This window comes from Pelagovum pacificum (genome assembly GCF_016134045.1).
Taxonomy (GTDB): domain Bacteria; phylum Pseudomonadota; class Alphaproteobacteria; order Rhodobacterales; family Rhodobacteraceae; genus Oceanicola; species Oceanicola pacificus_A.
Window position 1 is genome coordinate 595,825 of record NZ_CP065915.1, and the last position, 16,790, is coordinate 612,614.

The following is a 16,790-nucleotide window of genomic DNA, read 5'->3' on the forward strand; positions in this document are numbered from 1 at the left end:
CTTTCGGAGTACGGCAGTCGATTATTCGAACGCCCCGCACGCCAGGTCCTTGGCGGCGCGGAGGAGCGCGTCTTCCAGTATCGTCACGATCTTGTCGATCTGCGCCCGGCCGACGATCAGCGGCGGGGACAGAATGCAGAGGTTCTCGTAGGGGCGCACCAGCAGCCCGGCCGACTGGCAGTAGCTGTCGACGCGCTGGGCGAGCGCCATGTTCTTCGCGGTCGGGCCGGCCTCTTCACCGGTCCAGCACTCGACGCAGGCCATCAGGTGATCGCCGCGCACGGTGTAGACGATCGGCAGGTCCGTCAGCTCGCGCAGGCGCTTCATGAAGTAGGGGCCGACCTCGCGGACGTGGCCGGGGATGTCCTCCCGCTCCATGATCTCGATGTTCTTCAGCGCAGTGGCGCAGGCGACCGGGTGGCCGGAGTAGGTGTAGCCGTTCGAGAAGACCGGCTTGTTCTCCGGCGCCGACTCGCCGATCGCGTCCGCGATCCGGTCGGAGATCAGCACCGCGCCGAGAGGCTGGTAGCCCGAGGTGATGCCCTTCGCCGTGATGATCATGTCCGGCACGATCCCGAACCGAACCTCGCTGGCGAAGAAGTGCCCGAGACGCCCGAAACCGGTGACGACCTCGTCCGAGATGTAGAGGATGCCGTGCTTCGCACAAAGCTCCCGCGTCGCCTTCTGGTAGCCCTCCGGCGGGACGAGAACGCCGCCCGAGGCGAGGATCGGCTCGGCCACGAAGGCGGCGACTGTCTCGGGACCGAGTTCCTCGATCTTCGCTTCCATCTCGGCCAGCAGTTCGGCGAGGCGCTGCTCAGACGATTCCTCGGCGATGTCGGCGTCGTAGCCGGGGCTCGACAGGTGATGGACGAAGTCCTTTTCGTACTGGAACAGCGTCCGGTCGGCAGCCTTCCCGCAGAGCGACGCGGCGAGGTAGGTGCTGCCGTGGTAGGCGTTCTTCCGGCTCAGCACGTGGCGCCGCTCGGGTTGGCCCTGCGAGGCATGGTAGTAGTGCGCGATCCGTACGGCGGAATCGATCGCGGTCGAGCCGCAGGTCGTGAAGTGGACCCGGTTCAGATCGCCCGGCGACAGCTCCGCCAGCTTCTGCGCCAGCCGCGCGGCGGGCTCGCTCGAGACATCGCCGAAGGGCGTGTAATAGGTCATCTTGCGGGCCTGGTCGGCCATCGCGTCGACCAGTTCGTCGCGACCGTAGCCGACAGTCATGCACCACATGCCGCCGATCGCGTCGAGGTAGGTCTTGCCCTCGCTGTCCTGGACATGGACGCCCTTCGCGTCCTGTACGACCAGCGCGTCCTCGTCGGACATGGCGCTGAGGTCGGCCCACGGGTGAAGGACGTGACGGGCGTCGGCCGCGATCAGGTCCTTATGGTCATTACGGCCCTCACCGGGAGCGAGGGTTTCATCGAGTGCTGCCAAGGGTCTTCCCTTTGTTCTCTCTGTCGCGCCGGCGATCGTGATCTGCCGTCTGCGCCTGGCCTGTCGCCCTCGGTTCCTTGTCGAACCGTCCTCGGGTGACTGCCTCTGCGTCGAGGCTACGGCCCCGGGTGCGACGCTGATAAGTCCTGCGGCCCCGATTTCGCGGAAAAAACCGGGTGGTGCCCGGATGATGCGCAATCGCTGACTGACTGTGCAGTCCATGCGCCCGATCTGCGGGCGAAGCCAACCTTTGTGAGCCGAAAACGACTTCTGGATGTCGTTTAGCAACAAGTTTGGGCAGTGTGCAAACCCTGTTGCCGCAGCTGCACCCGCCTTTGTTGCAACGTGAGCGGGAACTTCGGCGTGCTGAACCATGCAGGTGCAGAATCCTCGACCGACCCGAGGGCATCACGAATTGGTCGGACCCGATGGTGATGCTTCCCTTTGTATCGCCAATATGTTGAATGACCTGTCAAAGAGGTAGCCGCTTTCCCGGATTGATCTTGCCGGTCATATGGATAGCGTTGCCTGGATGGCCCCTTTTCGAGGCCTTGGCACCGGCCACGCATGGGGTCGGCGGCGGAATTGGAATGACTACGAGCGACCACGCGGCTTCCGACCTCTCTGACCTGATCGCATGCCCTCAGTGCGATGCCGTCTACCGAGTCGTCGAACCCCAGTCCGGCGAACGCGCGACCTGCGCCCGCTGCCACACGGTGCTCATCGCGCCGCGGCAAGGGGCGGGCAAGCGGATCATCGCGCTCGCGCTGTCGGTGGTGATCCTCATCATTGCTGCAACGATCTTTCCGTTTCTGTCGATCCGCGCGGCCGGCGTGAGCAACGCCAGCTCGATCCTCGACGCGGCGCTGACCTTCCTCGACAACGGGCTGCTCGCCGTGCTCGCGCTCGCCGTCGCGTCGGTCATCGTGTTCGTGCCGGTACTGCGCGCGCTCCTCGTCATCTACGTGCTCGCCCCCGTGACCGTGGACCGCCCGCCGTTCCCCGGCGCGATCAGCGCCTTTCGGTTCTCCGAAGCGCTCCGCCCGTGGAGCATGGCCGAAATCTTTGCCATCGGCTGCGCGGTCGCGCTGGTGAAGGTCGCGGACCTCGCCAGTGTCGAGTTCGGTCCCGGCTTCTGGATGTTTTGCGTTCTCGTCGTGCTCGTCGTCGTGCAGGACAATTACATGTGCAGGTACTCCGTATGGAAATCACTGGAGAAGTGAGGACGGCCCGCGATATGGGGCTCGTCGCCTGCACCCGCTGCACCAAGGTCTGGAGCGCGGGGACGGAGACGTGCGCGCGTTGTGGCCATCCGTTGGCGTCGCGGGACGAGACGTCGCTCCAGCGTGTGTGGGCGTGGTGGCTCGTCGGCATGTTCTGCTACATCCCGGCCAACCTCTACCCGATGCTCGAGACGCGGACGCTGGTGTCCAGCCAGGCCGACACGATCCTCGGCGGCGCGATCGAGCTCGCCCATCACGGCAACATCGGCATCGCGATCGTCATCATCGTCGCCTCGATGCTGATCCCTATCGGCAAGTTCCTGGTCATCGCGGCGCTCGCCTTCGGGACGCGCTACGGTTCTACCTTCACGCCCATCCGGCGACAGCAGCTCTACGAAGTGGTCGAATATATCGGCCGCTGGTCGATGATCGACGTGTTCGTCGTCGCGATCCTGTCGTCCCTGGTGCAACTCGGCACGCTCGCGGCGATCCGCCCCGGATCGGCCAGCCTGTTCTTCGCCCTCTCGGTCATTTTCACCATGCTCTCGGCGCAATCCTTCGACAGCCGCATGATCTGGGATGAAACTGCCGACGACCCCGAACCTTCCGGCCAGAAGCCGGCCGCCAAGGAGGCCGCCGTATGAGCGACCAGCCCCCAGAGATCCCAGTCAAGAAGGCCCGCAAGAGCCTTGTCGAGCGGATCTCCATCGTCTGGATCGTGCCGCTCATGGCACTCCTCGTCGCGCTTGGCGTGGCCTGGCAGAGCTACGTCGACCAGGGACCGCTCATCACGATCGTCTTCGACGACGCGTCAGGCATCGCCGCCGACGAGACGGAAGTCCGCTATCGCGACGTGACCGTCGGCGTTGTCGAGGAGGTCGGCTTCACTGACGAGCTGAATCAGGTCGCGGTCGAGGTGCGGCTGTCCAAGGACGTCGGCGACTACGTGGACGAGGACGCGACCTTCTGGGTCGTGCGCCCCGAGGTATCCGCACAGGGGGTTACAGGCCTCGACACCGTGCTGTCGGGCGTCTTCATCGAAGGCATCTGGGACAGCGAGCCGGGCGGCCTTCAGGACGAGTTCATCGGCCAGTCCTCCGCCCCGCTGAACCGGGACGGCCGCGACGGGCTGCAAATCCGGCTCCGCGTCGCGGGCAACGCCCGGCTGACAGACCGCGCCCCCATCGAATATCGCGGCATCCAGGTCGGGCGCGTCGGTGTCGCCGAAGTCTCCGAAGACGGGGCGACGATCGAGGCAGACGCAATCATCTTCGCACCGCACGACCAGCTCGTGACCTCCGCGACGCGGTTCTGGGACACCTCCGGCTTCACATTCACCATCGGCACCTCGGGCGCCGAGATCGACTTCTCCTCGCTGGCACAGCTCGTCTCGGGCGGCATCAGCTTCGGCACCGTCGTATCCGGCGGCGAACCGGTCGAGGACGGCTCCGATTTCGCGCTCTATTCGGATGAGGCGACGGCACGCGCCAGCCTGTTCAGCGAAGACGACGGCGGCACACTGACCTTTACCGCGATCTTCGACGAGAACGTTTCGGGCCTCACCGTCGATGCGCCGGTCGATTTCGGCGGCCTTCGCGTCGGCCGGGTCGAGTCGATCAACGGCGTCGTCAACGAGGAACGGTTCGGCGATTCCCGTGTCCGGCTGGGCGCCACGCTCCAGATCCGGCCGTCCCGCCTGGGGCTGGAGGATGCCGTATCGCAGGAGAGCGCCTTGGCGTTCTTCGAGGACAGGGTGGAGAACAACAACCTCCGCGCGCGGCTCGTGACGGCGTCACTGCTGACCGGCGGGCTCAAGGTCGAACTGACTGAAGTCGACGAAATCGAACCGGCCACCATCGACCTGGATGGCGATCCCAACCCGATCTTCCCGACCGCGCCGGCCGCAGTCTCCGACGTGCAGGCCTCTGCCGAAGGGGTGCTGGAACGGGTGAACGCGTTGCCCATCGAGGAACTGCTCGACAGTGCCATCGGCGCGCTCGACAACGTCAGCCGCCTTGCCGGAAGCGAGGACATCCGCGCAGTTCCCGGCGACGTGCGCGCGCTCATCGCGGATGCGCGCGGAATCATCGGCTCCGAACAGCTGCAGGCGCTGCCCGACCAGATCGGCACCGTCGCGACCGAGATCGAGTCGCTCGTGACCGCCCTGAACGAGCAGGAAGCGGTCGCCCAGCTGATCGCCGCGATCGGCAGCATCGACGAAACCGCAACCACCGTGACCGAGGCCGTCGCCGGCGTGCCGTCCGTTATCGACCGCGTGGACGCCATCGCGGCGAACGTGCAGGAGCTGCCGCTCGACGTGATCACCTCGAACGTGACGAGCCTGCTGGCCAATGCCGACGGGCTGCTCACCCAGACCCGCGTCGCCGTCGGTGACGTCGGGCGCATCGTCTCCTCCGACGAGATGCAGGCGCTGCCGGGGCAGATCGGCTCCGTCGCGGGGCAGCTCGAGGAGATCACGACCTCGCTCAACGAGCAGGAGGCCGTCACCCGGCTGCTGGAAGCGGTCGGCAGCATCGAGGAAACCGCCGACAGCGTCTCCGCCGCGGTCGAGGGCGTGCCCGCCGTGGTCGACCGGGTCGATGCCATCGCGGCGTCGGTGCAGGAGATGCCACTCGGCTCCGTCGTGGATGCCGCCACCGAATTGCTCGCCAACAGCGACACGCTCGTCACCCAGACACGAGGCGCTGTGACCGACGTCCGTGCCATCATCGGCACGGAAGAGATGCAGGCCCTGCCGGGTCGCCTCGTCGCCATCACTAACGAACTCGAGACGGTGATCGCGACCCTGAACGAGGAAGAAGCCGTTGCCCGACTGCTGAGCGCGGTCGACGAGATCTCCGAGGTCGCCCGGACGGCCGGCGACTCCTTCGCCGGGGTGCCGGGGCTGGTGGAAGAGCTGAACACGATCGCCGCCGAGATCGAAGAGCTGCCGCTGTCCGAAGTCGTCACCCGCGTGAACGCGCTTCTCGAAAGCGCCGACGCGCTGATCGGCACCGACGCGGCGCGCGCCCTGCCGGAGGATCTGTCGGCGGCGCTGAATGAGCTGCAACTGGCGATCTCGGAACTGCGCGACGGCGGGCTGATCGCCAACGCCAACGCCACGCTCGGCTCCGCCCGGGCGGCGGCCGACAATGTCTCGACTGCGGCGGCCAGCCTGCCGTCCCTGCTCGCTCAGGCGCAGCAGGTGCTCGCGCAGGCGTCGACGACGATCGGCGGCTACAGTTCGGACCGGGAGGTGGGTCGCGAGATCAACGCCGCCGTCCGCGAAATCAACCGGGCCGCGGCCGCCGTGACGTCCCTCGCCAGGGAACTGGAACGCAACCCGAATTCCCTGCTATTCGGAAGGTGACATGACACTTCGCATCACATCCATCTGCTTCGCCGCCCTGACCGCCCTCGGGGCCTGCGGGGACAACAGCCAGCTCTATTCCGTCCCGCCCGTCCCGGCGGCGGAAAGCGAGCGGGTCCAGATCAGCTACGGCACCGTCGAAGTGCGGCAGGTGAGCCTGCCGGACTACGCCTCGCAGCCGGAAATCTACGTACGCGGGGCCGATGGCAGCCTGACCGCGTCCGACGACCTGCTCTGGGCCGACGAGCCGACCCGCGCAATGACGCTGGAGCTGTCGCGCTACCTCGCCCAGTCGACCGGCGCGCAGGTCGCGGCAGAGCCGTGGCCTTTCGCCGACCGCGCGCAGGCGACGGTCGAAGTGCGGGTCGAGGAGATGCTGACCGAGCCCGACGGCATGTTCCGGATCACCGGCCAGTATCACGTCGCCTCCGACTTTACCGGCGGCGGGAAGTCCGGCCTGTTCGACGTCGCCGCGCCGCTGACCGCCAGTTCAGCCGGCGGCATCGCCGCCGCGCGTGGCCGCGCGGTCTACGAGCTGGCGTTGCTGATCGCCCGCCAGGGTATGTGATCGTCCCGATCCGGCGGAGCGCGCCTTCGGCGCGGGCGTCATGAGCCCTCCCTGCCGGTCGGGCAGGGGGGAGGGGGCTGTCTGCCCCCTCTTGGGCCTGCGGCCCAATTCACCCCCGAGAATATTTGACGCCCAAAGAAGCACGGGTCCGTTAAGGTTAACGTCTGCCTCAGGGGGCGGTGTCGGGCCTAGCTGCGCCGTCCGAGCGACGAGGTCGCGACTGCCAGCAGCACGATCGCCCCGATCAGCATCTCGCGGATGTAGCTGTCGACCTGCATCTGGGTCAGCCCGTTGTCGAGGATGCCGAGGATCAGCACGCCGACCAGCGTGGCGAGTACGTGCGGCTCGCCCTCCCGGCCCATCGTCATGCCGAGGAACACCGCCGCGATCGCATCCAGCATGAGGCCCGCGCCTTGCGTCGGGTTCGCCGATGCCACCCGCGCGGCATACATCAGCCCGGCCCCGGCGGCGCCGAGTCCGGTGAGCGCGAAGGCCGCCAGCTTCAGCCGCCGCACCCGGATGCCGGCGAGGCGGGCAGCCTCGGTATTGCCGCCGATCGCGTAGAGCCTGCGGCCGAAGTTGGTCTGTTCAAGCAGAAGCCACACCGCCGCCAGCACGGCCAGCGCGGTGAGCGTCAGTGCCGGCAGGCGCAGCCCCTCCAGCCCGATCGCGTCGAGCGCCGGGCCCGAGCGCGCGTACCCCGAGAAGCCCGCCGGGATGTCGCGCCCGAAGATCGTCCGTCCATCGGAGATGAAGAAGGCGAGCCCCGAGTAGACCGTCAGCGTGCCGAGCGTCGCCACGAAAGGCAGGATGCCGACGTAAGCCACGAGGATTCCGTTGATGAGCCCGCCCGCGACACCGACCAGCAGCGCGATCCCCGTCGCCTGCCAGACCGGAAAGCCGAGGGTGAACAGCATCGCGGCCGTGATCCCCGACAGGCTCGCCATCGAGCCGACCGACAGGTCGAAATCCCGCATCACCATCACGATCGTCATCGCGAAGGCCACCACGGCCAGCATCGACACCTGCTGGCTGATGTTGATCAGGTTGCGCGCCGTCAGGAACGTGCCCGGCAGCTGCGCGGTGAAGAAGATCATGATGGCGATCAGCCCCAGCAGGGTGCCGAACTGTCGGAAAGTCTGGATCATGCGGCCCTTTCATCCGTCGCGTAGCAGGCGGCGAGCAGTCCCGCCTGGGTCAGCCCGTCCGGCGTCAGCGCGGACACCTGGCGGCCCTTCTGCAGGATCAGCAGCCGGTCGGAAAGGCCGATCAGCTCGGGCAAGTCGGTCGAGGACAGGATCACTGCGCAGCCTGTCGCGGCAAGCTCGCGGATCAGGCTGTAGATCTCGAATTTCGCGCCCACGTCGACGCCGCGGGTCGGCTCGTCGAGCAGCAGGAGCCGGGGGCGCCCGCCGAGGGCGCGGGCGAAGACGACCTTCTGCTGGTTGCCGCCCGACAGTTGCGAGACGATCTGGTCCGGCCCGCGCGCCTTCAGCTTCACCGACTGGCCGAGCTCCCCGGCGCGGCGGCGCTCTGCGCGCCGCGAGGCGAGCAGCCCCGCAAGGTGCGGCAGCAGGGCGTTCTCGCGGATCGTCATGGGCATCATGAGCCCCTCCGCCCGCCGCTCTCGCGGGACATAGGCGATGCCCGCGTTCCACGCCCGTGCCGGGTTGTGCGGCACCGGCCCGTCGCCGTAATCCAGCCGGCCGGTGCGGACCTTCTCCAGCCCGAGGAAGAGGTCGAGCACCGCGCCCTGTTCGGCGTCGGCGAGCCCGGCGAGGCCGAGGATCTCGCCCTCCCGCAGCTCGAACGAGATGTCGGACAAGTGTCGGGAGCCGACGCCCTCCGCCCGTGCGACGACGGCGCTGCCGACGGGGACGGTGCGCGGCGGCACGGTTTCTGTCACCTCGCGCCCGGTCATCTGCCGGATAACGGTCTCGCGGTCGGTTTCGGACACGGGCGCGGACATGACCAGCTGTCCGTTGCGCAACACGCTCACCTCGTCGGCGAGGCGCATCACTTCCGCCAGCCGGTGCGATACGTAGAGCACCGCCGCGCCCCGCGCTGTCAGCCGCTCGATCACCGCAAAAAGCTTCTCGGACTCCGCCTCGTTCAGCGCGGCGGTCGGCTCGTCCAGAACGTAGAGCGACGGGGTCTCCGCCCCCTCGTCGCGGACCAGCGCGGCGGCGATCTTCATCAGCATCCGGTCGCCGGTGCGCAGCGACCCGGCATGGCGCCGCACGTCGATATGCGCGACACCGAGCTCCTCCAGCGCGGCACGGGCGCGGGCGGCGAGCGCGCGCCAGCGCACGAAGCCGAGCAGAGAGGGCGGGCGGTGGCCGAGCAGGATGTTCTCCGCCACCGACAGCTCGGGCACGATCGTCAGTTCCTGGTGGATGAAGCGGAAGCCGGCGGCATGGGCGTCGGCAGGGGAGCGCAGGGGCACCTCGGTGCCGTCCCGCTCGATCCGCATCGCGTCGGCGCGCTCCACCCCGGCGAGCAGCTTGATGAAGGTCGACTTGCCCGCGCCGTTCTCGCCCATCAGCGCGTGGACGCGGCCCGGCTCGAGCGCCATCGACACGTCCGTCAGAGCCGGCGTGCCGGCGTAGCTTTTCGTCAGGCCTTGCAGGTGGAGCGTCATGGGGAGGGTCTTGGCGTCAGCGGCCCCGCGCCGCAAGGGGCACGGGGCCGGATCGGATCACTCGTCGACGTTGGCGGCGGTGATGAGGGTGGTCGGCACATAGGTCACCGGGGCGACGAACTCCTCGCCCGCGATCGCGCGCGACACGGCGTCGGCGGTCGCCGCGCCGATGCCGACGAAGTCCTGCGCGACGGAAGCCTCGAAGCTGCCACCGGCGGCGATGGCGTCACGTGCCTGCGGGTTGGCGTCGATGCCGACGACGACGATGCCCTCGTCACCACGGCCCGCGTCCTCGATCGCCTGCAGCGCGCCGAGCGCGGGCTGGTCCCACGCGGCCCAGACGGCGGAGATGCTGCCTTCGTCGGGGTTGGCGGCCAGCACGGCCTCCATTTGCGCGCGGCTGTCGGCGATGCCGCCGTCCTGCACGTCCGGGGTGATGCGGTCGACGATCTCGATGTCGGGGTAGTTGCCGAACACCGCGTCGGCGATCACGCCGCGCACCTGCACCGGCGGGAAGGCGTCGAAGACGAACATCACGACGCGGCCTTCGCCGCCCAGCCGGTTCGCCACGTAGACCGAGGTCTCGGCCGCCATCGCGTAGCCGTTGGAGGTCACGTTGGTGGCGAGCAGCGGGTCGGAGCCGGCGTCCATCCCGATCACCGGGATCCCGGCGTCGGCGGCGGCCTGAAGCCCGGCGAAGACCTGCGCGGGATCGACGTTGATGACGATCGCATCGACCTGTTGGGTCACCGCGTCCTCGATCCGGCTGATGACGGCGGCGACATCGCCCGCCGTGTCGACCACGTTCACGTCCCAGCCGTTCTCGCCCGCGGAGGCCTCGAACCCTTCGAGGTAGGCCTGCGTGCCAGGCTGCGCGAGGTAGGGCGTGACCACGGTCACGGTCTGCGCCATCGCGGCAGTGGTGGACAGCGCCAGCAGCGCGGCGCTCAGCTTGAGGTGTTTCATCCCTGTCTCCCTCTTGGTGGCGCGGCACGAAGGGGCCGCGCGATCAGGGGAGACTAAAGCCTCTGACGTTCCGGATTGCGAGGGGTTTCAGCCCTCGAACTGCGCGAGTTTCGCACTCAGCGCCGTGGTCGCCGCGATCGCCTCCTGCCAGAGCGGATAGAGCCGGTCGTAGGTCGCCACCATCCGGGCGTCGGGCACGAAGCTGGCGTCGTAGCGGACGTAGGCCTCGTGCGCCTCGGCCAGCGAGGACAGCTCGCCCGCGCCCATCGCGGCGAGGCAGGCGGCCCCGGCGACGCCGGGCTCGTTGTAGGCGAGGCGGCGGATCGGGCGGCCCAGCACGTCGGCCCTGATCTGGCACCAGGCGTCGGAGCGGAACCCCCCGCCGCCGCACAGCAATTCGTCCGACCGATGGCCGGCGGACGCCTCGATCGCGTCGAAAACCAGCCGCGCGGAGAAGGCGACCCCCTCGTAGACCGCGCGGGCGAGCTCGGGCAGCGCGGTGCCCGTGTCGAGGCCGAGGAACGCGCCCCGCAAGTCGGCATTCCAGAGCGGCGCGCGCTCCCCCGCGAGGTGGGGCAGGAACAGCGGTGTGCCGGAGCGGCGCGGCCGGATCAGGCCCGCCATCTCGTCGGGCGATGTGCCGGTCGCCTCGCAGAACCAGGTCTTCGCCGCGCCGCCGATCTGGGTCGGCCCGACGTGGAGGCGGACGCCCTCCGCCGGGGCGAAGACGATGACGCCGGGTGTCGGGGTGACCGCGCTCGCCGCGATGCCCGGCACTTCGCTGGTGCCCGACAGGTAGACCTCGCGCCCCTCCGCGCTCGCGCCGCAACCGAAGACGCCGGTCCAGCCGTCCATCGTGGCGGTGACCATGGGCGTGCCCGACAGCGGGCCGGCGGTGATCTCTCCGACCGTCTCGGTGAGGCCGGTGATCGGGGCCATACGCTCCGCCGCGCCGGCGACAAGCGCGAGGATCTCGGGGATGTAGCGGGAGTCCGCTCCGACCAGTCCGATGTTGGACAGCGGATCGGTAGTGGCGCGGCCCGTCAGATGCAGCAGGCAGAAATCCTTCGGCAACAGCACGCGGGCGGTGCGGTCCCACACGTCCGGGCGGTGCCTCGCGACCCATGCCATCCGCGCCAGCGGGTGCGAGGCGTCGATCGGGATCGGCGCGCCGAGCAGGCGGATCTTCTCGGCCTCGGACAGCCGCGAGTCGAGCTCGGCCGCCTCCCGCGCCGCGCGGGTGTCCTGCCAGAGGATCGCGGGCATTAGCGGCCGATCGTCGGCATCGACGAAGACGTGGGTGTTCACCTGGCTCGTCAGCCCGCCGACGGAGACGCGCGGCGACAGGTCGGCGAAAGAGGCGAGCGCCCGGTCGATCATCCCCGTCCAGAGCAGCGCGTCCTGCTCGGCATGGCCCGGGGCAGGGCGGTCGATGGTCTGACTTTCGGTGAACTCGGCCACGGCGCTGCCGGACTGGTCCAGCAGGGCGGCCTTCACGGACGTCGTGCCGACGTCGATCCCGAGGACGAGGTCCAGCATCGGTCGGCGCTCAGTCGCGCCGGCGGGCCCAGATCAGCACTGCGCCGAAGGCGAGGATGCCGAAGCCCAGAAGCCAGGGCATGCGGCCCGGCGGGCTGCCGCCCGGCACCGCCTGAACGTCCGCCGGGGTGGGCGTCGCGGTCGCCGTGGGCGCCTCGGTCGGTGCCTCTGTCGGTTCTTCCGTGGGTGCTTCGCTGGTCGGGGCCTCGGTCGCCGTCGGCTCTTCGGTCGGGGCCTCTGTCGCGGTCGGCTCGTCCGTCGGGGCGGTCGTGGTCGTGACGGTCGGCGCGGTGGTCGCGGTCGGGGCCGTCGTCGCTGTGGGTGTCGGCGCAGTCGTGGCCGTCGGGGTCGGTGCGCTCGTCGGTGTGGGCGCAACGGTTACCGTCGGCGTCGGCGTCGGTACCGTCGTCGGAGAGACGGTCACTGTCGGCGTCGGGGCGAACGTGGGGGTCGGAGTCACGGTCTGGGCCAGCGCGCCGGTCGCGCAAAGTGCCAGGGCGGTCGTCAGCGCAAGTAGCGTCGTCCTATCGACCATGATCCCGCCTTCCCCAGAAACGCCCGAACTGAAATGATTTCGGCAAGACGAACCATACCAGACCGGGAAGTCCCAGCGCAACGGCGGACAATCCGAACAGGACCGAAGACGTGACAGAATCGGCATACTGGCTACCGAGGGCCTCGTAGATGCCTGCCAGACCCAGTTCGCGCAGCCCCCAGCCGCCGAGCGAGACCGGCAGCACCGCGAGGAGCATGCCCCCCGGCAAAGCCGCCAGCGTCTCGGGCATCGGCGGCATCAGACCGAAGGCGCGGCTCACCGCGACGAATGTCGCGATCCCCGACAGATGTGCGCAAACCGACAGGAGCAGCGCGCTCCAGCCCGTTCTCGTCCGGGCCAGCCAGCCGAGGTCGGTCAGGATCACCGGCAGCAGTGCCGCGCCCCGGTAAAGGCGCCGGACGACCTCCGCCGCGATCAGCCCGAGGAGCGCGAGCGCGACGAACAGCAGCAACGGCAGCGGGCCGATAATCACCGACAACCCGACGCTGCCGAGCAGGCAGAGGGCGATCAGCCCGACGGCGCGATCGGCCACCACCAGCCGCACGGCGCGGCGCCAGCCGCCGCAGGCGGGCTCCAGCGCGACGATGCGCAGCGCGTCGCCCCCGACGGTTCCGAGCGCGACTTGCGACAGCCCGAACCCGGCCCAGGTAATCCGCAGCGACTCGCGCGCGCCGATCCGCGCTCCGAACCGGGCGGCGAGCATCCGTTGGCGAACGGACATCAGTCCGAAAACGGCCAGCTGCGCGCAAACGACCATCAGCAGCCAGACGGGCCCCACCGGACCAAGCCCCTCGGTCGCCGCCACGGGCCGCGCCAGCCGCACGGCAAGGGCGAGCGCCCCGGCGGTCACGACCAGCCGCAGCAGAAGGGTAAGCCAGCGCCTCATCCCGGGCAGGGGCCGGGCAGGACCCGCAGGATCGCGCCCGCGTCGCTTTCGGCCGCGGGGACGGTGCCGGTTGCCAGCCGGTCCGCAACCTCCGCGCCGTATCGGTCGCGCTCCGCGCGGGCGACGACGATGTAGCGAACGTCGAACAGCGCGAGGAGGCGGCAGGTGCCGGGCGTGAACCCCTCGCGGTAGATCCGGTCGACCAGTGCGACCCGTGCGTCGACGTCGGCCATGTGGCCGCGCCACAGAAGCTCGTGCCCGCGCCAACCGATCAGCGTCGGCTTGCCCGCCACCGTCGACATCCGGCTCCCGGAGGTGAAGCTTTCGCCCGGCGCCTCGAGGATCGCCTCGCCCGGTGCGAGCGGCAGGTCGGCCAGTGCCTCCGCCAGCGAGCGTTCGTCTCCGAGGAACGCCAGCCCGTCGAGCGAACCGATCGCCGAAGGCGGCCGGACCGTCCAGCTCGCATAGGCGAAGGTCAGCAGCAGCGGCACGGCGACGAGGTAGCCGACCACGGCCGCAACTGTGCCCCGCGCCGCCAGTGTGCCGACGGCGACCAGCGACGCGATCTGCAACAGCGTCTGCGCCCGGAAGCTGAGTTTGAACATCGTGTTGGTGCGGGCGTAATCCGCGCCGTAGATGTCCTTGAGATAGAGCGCCTCCGGGATGACGATCAGCAGGACCGCCGCCAGCGCCAGAATGCCTGCGAAGAGCAGCCCCACCGGCGGCTTCCGGATCACGAACAGCAGGACGAGCAACGCCACGATCGCCGGCAGCGCGTGACCGTAGATGACGCCAAGCTGCCACAGCGGGGAGGACGCGGCGACCAGCCGTACGCCCTGCCCGAAGGAGTCGAAGCCCGCGAGGAACGGGGCCGCCGTCGCGAAGGCCACCGCCAGCGCGCCGAGTGCCATCGCCACCAGCCGGTCCCGTGCACCGGGCCGTGCGACGAGAAACGCGAAGATCATCGCACCGATCAGCCCGGCGATGGCGAAGTCCCAGCTGTTGACGACACCGAGCAGGCCGAGCAGCCAGCCGAAGAACAGCACCTGTCGCGCCTCGATACGCTCCGGCAAGGTACGGGCCAGCGAGAATAGAACCACCAGCGTCAGCAGGAACACCGGCGTCGCGATCACGTGGGCATGCAGGTCGCCGACCCGGAAACCGTAGGCCGTGAACTCGGTGAAGCCCTTGTCCGGAACGTCGGGATCGAAGCCGATGAAGCGCGTACTGTCGGGATAATAGAAGCTGTCCTTCGCCGTCGGCATCCAGTCGCGCAGCACGTCGTAGAGGAAGGAGTGGAGGTTGCCGGCGTAAAGCGCGAGCGCCGCGCCGATAGTGGCGAGCAGTCCCGCCAGCCTTCGCGGAACGTGCCGCAGGCACAGCAGGCAGACGGCGCCGACGCCGAGACCGGTCAGCGCGAAGAGCGACGCCATCATCAGCTGGTAGCCGTGATCCGCCGGAACATCGGCTAGCCGCGTCCAGAGTGCGGTGAAGGCGTGGCCGACGTAGTAGTAATTCACCGCCGCGCCCGCGAACCACAGGTCCTCGGGGGGCATGTGGTCGGAGCGGAGTGCCGCTTGCACGAGGCCGAGGTCGGTGAACTTCTCCAGCGTGTTCAGGTTCGGCTCGGCCAGTCTTGCCGCGAGGCCGAGCAGGAACAGCAGCAGGAACAGTGCCTCCGTCACCGCGATGCGCCTCCAGGGCAGCGGCTCACGGGTCAGCGTGAAGAGCAGCGCCAGCGTCAGAACGCCGATTGCCGGGCCGGCGGAGGCAAAGGACGCCAGTCCGAAAACGGACAGGACCCAAGGCACGAACGGGAGGGCGACGTGGGCGAGGATCTTCGCCACCGACGGTCCCGCCGCCCCGAGGCCCGGCGCGAGCCGGTCGAGAGCGGGCAGAACGAGGATCCCGGCAGCGAACTGCCAGAGCAGCCAGCGCAGGACTTCCGCCCACTCGGTTGCGTCAAGCCCGATCATCGCGCCGCGAAGCTCCCCGCCAGTTGCCCGATGTCGCACGTCTGTTCGGTATCGAGCAGGCGTGCAATCGTCTCGGCGGGCACCGCCTCGGTCCGGGCGAAGATGACGACGTGCGGTCGGTCGAACACGACGCGGGTTTCCTCCGCCGCAAGGCCGGGGAAGAACAGCCCGGCGAGCGGCGCCTCTCGCCGAAACGTCGCGACGGGGCGAAAGCCGAAACTGCCGTCGGTCAGTCCGGTGTAATAGGCGCAGGCGAGCGGCGTGCCGGGATAGCGCGGCAGCACCGACCAGTGGCGCCGGCTCAGGATTGGCAGGATGTCTGCCTCGGCGACAGCCTCCGCCAGTGGGGGCGCATCGCCCGACAGGCCCGCTTCGAGCGGCAGGACCGCGGACTCGACGTTGGCAAAGGCGACCACGCCGGGCTCTGCCGGTTCGAACATCACCATGTCGCCGGGCTGCGCGTGGTCAGTGACCCACCGCCCCGCCGCGATGCGCGGGTCTTGTGCGAGGAACCCGAGAGCGGTCGAAAGGCCGGAGGCGACCGGCACTCCGAGCGCGATGATAAGCGCCACGCGCCCCGTGACCGACGGCAGGCGCAGCAGCCGGTCGGCGGCCAGCCCGGCGAACACCAGAAGGATCGGAATGACGGGCGCGAGGTAGCGCACGAAGCGCGCCTCCCACCCCGTGACGATGATCCCGTAGAGCAGCACGAAGCCAAGCGCTGGCAGCGCGGCCTTCCACCTCTTGGACCGCAGCGCGAGGACCATGCCGACGGGCGCAAGCAGCAGCGGTGCGCCGTCCATGATGCCCCAGAGCTGGCGCAGCTCGAACAGAAGGGGCGTCGAACCGTCGAACTGGCGCGTGTAGAAGACCGGCACCGTGCCCGCGACGATGCCGCCCTCGTAGGCCATGACGGCCCGGAACGTCGTCCAGTCAAGCAGCATCCCCGGTGAGGTCGCCAGCATCAGCGCGACCGCCAGCAGCACCAGCAGCACCGCGTCGGGAAGCGCCAGCCGCAGCGGACGCGCGCGGTTCAGCAAGAGCGCGGAGACCGGCAGAACGAGGAACGCCGCCGCACTGGTCTTGAGGCCGAGCGCGAGCCCGGTGACGAGCGCGGGCAGGATCACGTCTCGCAGGCGGGATGGCGCGCGTACCGCGTGGATCGCCAACAGCCAGAGCAGCAGCACGGCGAGGGTCAGAGCGCTCTCGGTCGTCCCGAAGTGGCTCCAGCGGATCAGCGGTTCCGAGACCGCGATGAGCCCGGCAGTCAAAAGTGCAGCGCGTGAGCCGGCGAGCTGCAGTGCGACACGTGCCGCGACGAAGATCGCCGCCCCTCCGGCGAGGGCCGAGATTAGCCGCGCGGCGAGGTAGACGTGATGCGCCTCCGGCGGGCCGAGCGCGATCGCTGCGCCGAGCAGCCGCGGCAGCGTGACCGCCAGACCGTTGTACGCGAAGAAATCCGGCAGCAGCCGGTTGGGCCAGTCGAGCCGCAAGGCCGCCTGCACGAGGTTCCATTCATCGGGATGCAGGCCGAGCCAGCCGTCCCAGCCGATCCCGATCAGCCGGAGCAACGTGCCTGCCGCGACGACCGCGAGGAGCCAGTGCCGCTCTGTCCGGGTCATGTC

The 16,790-nt window shown here is 69.1% G+C and carries 13 protein-coding genes; 4 read left to right on the top strand and 9 right to left on the bottom strand.

Annotated elements, in window-relative coordinates:
• Positions 1–21 precede the first annotated feature (21 nt).
• Entirely contained in the window at positions 22–1,440 is a 1,419-nt protein-coding gene (locus I8N54_RS03125) for an aminotransferase (RefSeq protein ID WP_231592519.1), read from the bottom strand.
• Between the two features lie 590 nt (positions 1,441–2,030).
• On the opposite strand from I8N54_RS03125, the gene I8N54_RS03130 reads away from it, so the two are divergent.
• The 4 genes from I8N54_RS03130 to I8N54_RS03145 are packed head-to-tail and all read left to right on the top strand — an operon-like array spanning position 2,031 to position 6,601.
• Positions 2,031–2,663 carry a paraquat-inducible protein A gene (locus I8N54_RS03130; RefSeq protein ID WP_140193967.1) on the top strand — a complete coding sequence of 211 codons (633 nt, stop codon included), beginning with the start codon at positions 2,031–2,033 and terminating at the stop codon, positions 2,661–2,663.
• Positions 2,642–3,307 (top strand): paraquat-inducible protein A, encoded by a 666-nt coding sequence (locus I8N54_RS03135; RefSeq protein WP_232790425.1) that lies wholly within the window; start codon positions 2,642–2,644, stop codon positions 3,305–3,307. Before I8N54_RS03130 ends, I8N54_RS03135 begins: the two co-directional genes overlap by 22 nt.
• Positions 3,304–6,033 (top strand): MlaD family protein, encoded by a 2,730-nt coding sequence (locus tag I8N54_RS03140; RefSeq protein ID WP_140193966.1) that lies wholly within the window; start codon positions 3,304–3,306, stop codon positions 6,031–6,033. Before I8N54_RS03135 ends, I8N54_RS03140 begins: the two co-directional genes overlap by 4 nt.
• A gap of 1 nt (position 6,034) precedes the next feature.
• The gene (locus tag I8N54_RS03145; RefSeq protein WP_140193965.1) at positions 6,035–6,601 is read left to right on the top strand and encodes a PqiC family protein; all 567 of its coding nucleotides are present in this window, start codon (positions 6,035–6,037) and stop codon (positions 6,599–6,601) included.
• A gap of 188 nt (positions 6,602–6,789) precedes the next feature.
• Here the strand turns inward: I8N54_RS03145 and I8N54_RS03150 are convergent, their stop codons facing one another.
• The 8 genes from I8N54_RS03150 to I8N54_RS03185 form a co-directional block, all read right to left on the bottom strand.
• Entirely contained in the window at positions 6,790–7,749 is a 960-nt protein-coding gene (locus I8N54_RS03150; RefSeq protein WP_140193964.1) for an ABC transporter permease, read from the bottom strand.
• Positions 7,746–9,242 (bottom strand): sugar ABC transporter ATP-binding protein, encoded by a 1,497-nt coding sequence (locus tag I8N54_RS03155; protein WP_140193963.1) that lies wholly within the window; start codon positions 9,240–9,242, stop codon positions 7,746–7,748. Before I8N54_RS03155 ends, I8N54_RS03150 begins: the two co-directional genes overlap by 4 nt.
• Before the next feature lie 57 nt (positions 9,243–9,299).
• On the bottom strand, positions 9,300–10,208 hold the full coding sequence (locus tag I8N54_RS03160; RefSeq protein WP_140193962.1) for a substrate-binding domain-containing protein: 909 nt from the start codon (positions 10,206–10,208) through the stop codon (positions 9,300–9,302).
• 87 nt (positions 10,209–10,295) lie between these two features.
• Positions 10,296–11,747: a xylulokinase gene (locus I8N54_RS03165; RefSeq protein ID WP_140193961.1), complete on the bottom strand. Its 1,452-nt coding sequence runs from the start codon at positions 11,745–11,747 to the stop codon at positions 10,296–10,298.
• 10 nt (positions 11,748–11,757) lie between these two features.
• Positions 11,758–12,282, bottom strand: coding sequence for a hypothetical protein (locus I8N54_RS03170; RefSeq protein WP_140193960.1), 525 nt, complete (start codon positions 12,280–12,282; stop codon positions 11,758–11,760).
• Positions 12,272–13,189, bottom strand: coding sequence for a lysylphosphatidylglycerol synthase transmembrane domain-containing protein (locus I8N54_RS03175; RefSeq protein ID WP_140193959.1), 918 nt, complete (start codon positions 13,187–13,189; stop codon positions 12,272–12,274). The genes I8N54_RS03170 and I8N54_RS03175 overlap by 11 nt, the downstream gene beginning before the upstream one ends.
• A complete protein-coding gene (locus tag I8N54_RS03180) occupies positions 13,186–15,165 on the bottom strand; it encodes a DUF2298 domain-containing protein (protein ID WP_140193958.1) in 1,980 nt (659 codons plus the stop codon). Before I8N54_RS03180 ends, I8N54_RS03175 begins: the two co-directional genes overlap by 4 nt.
• Positions 15,162–16,787 carry a glycosyltransferase family 39 protein gene (locus I8N54_RS03185; protein WP_198571749.1) on the bottom strand — a complete coding sequence of 542 codons (1,626 nt, stop codon included), beginning with the start codon at positions 16,785–16,787 and terminating at the stop codon, positions 15,162–15,164. The genes I8N54_RS03180 and I8N54_RS03185 overlap by 4 nt, the downstream gene beginning before the upstream one ends.
• Positions 16,788–16,790: the final 3 nt, after the last annotated feature.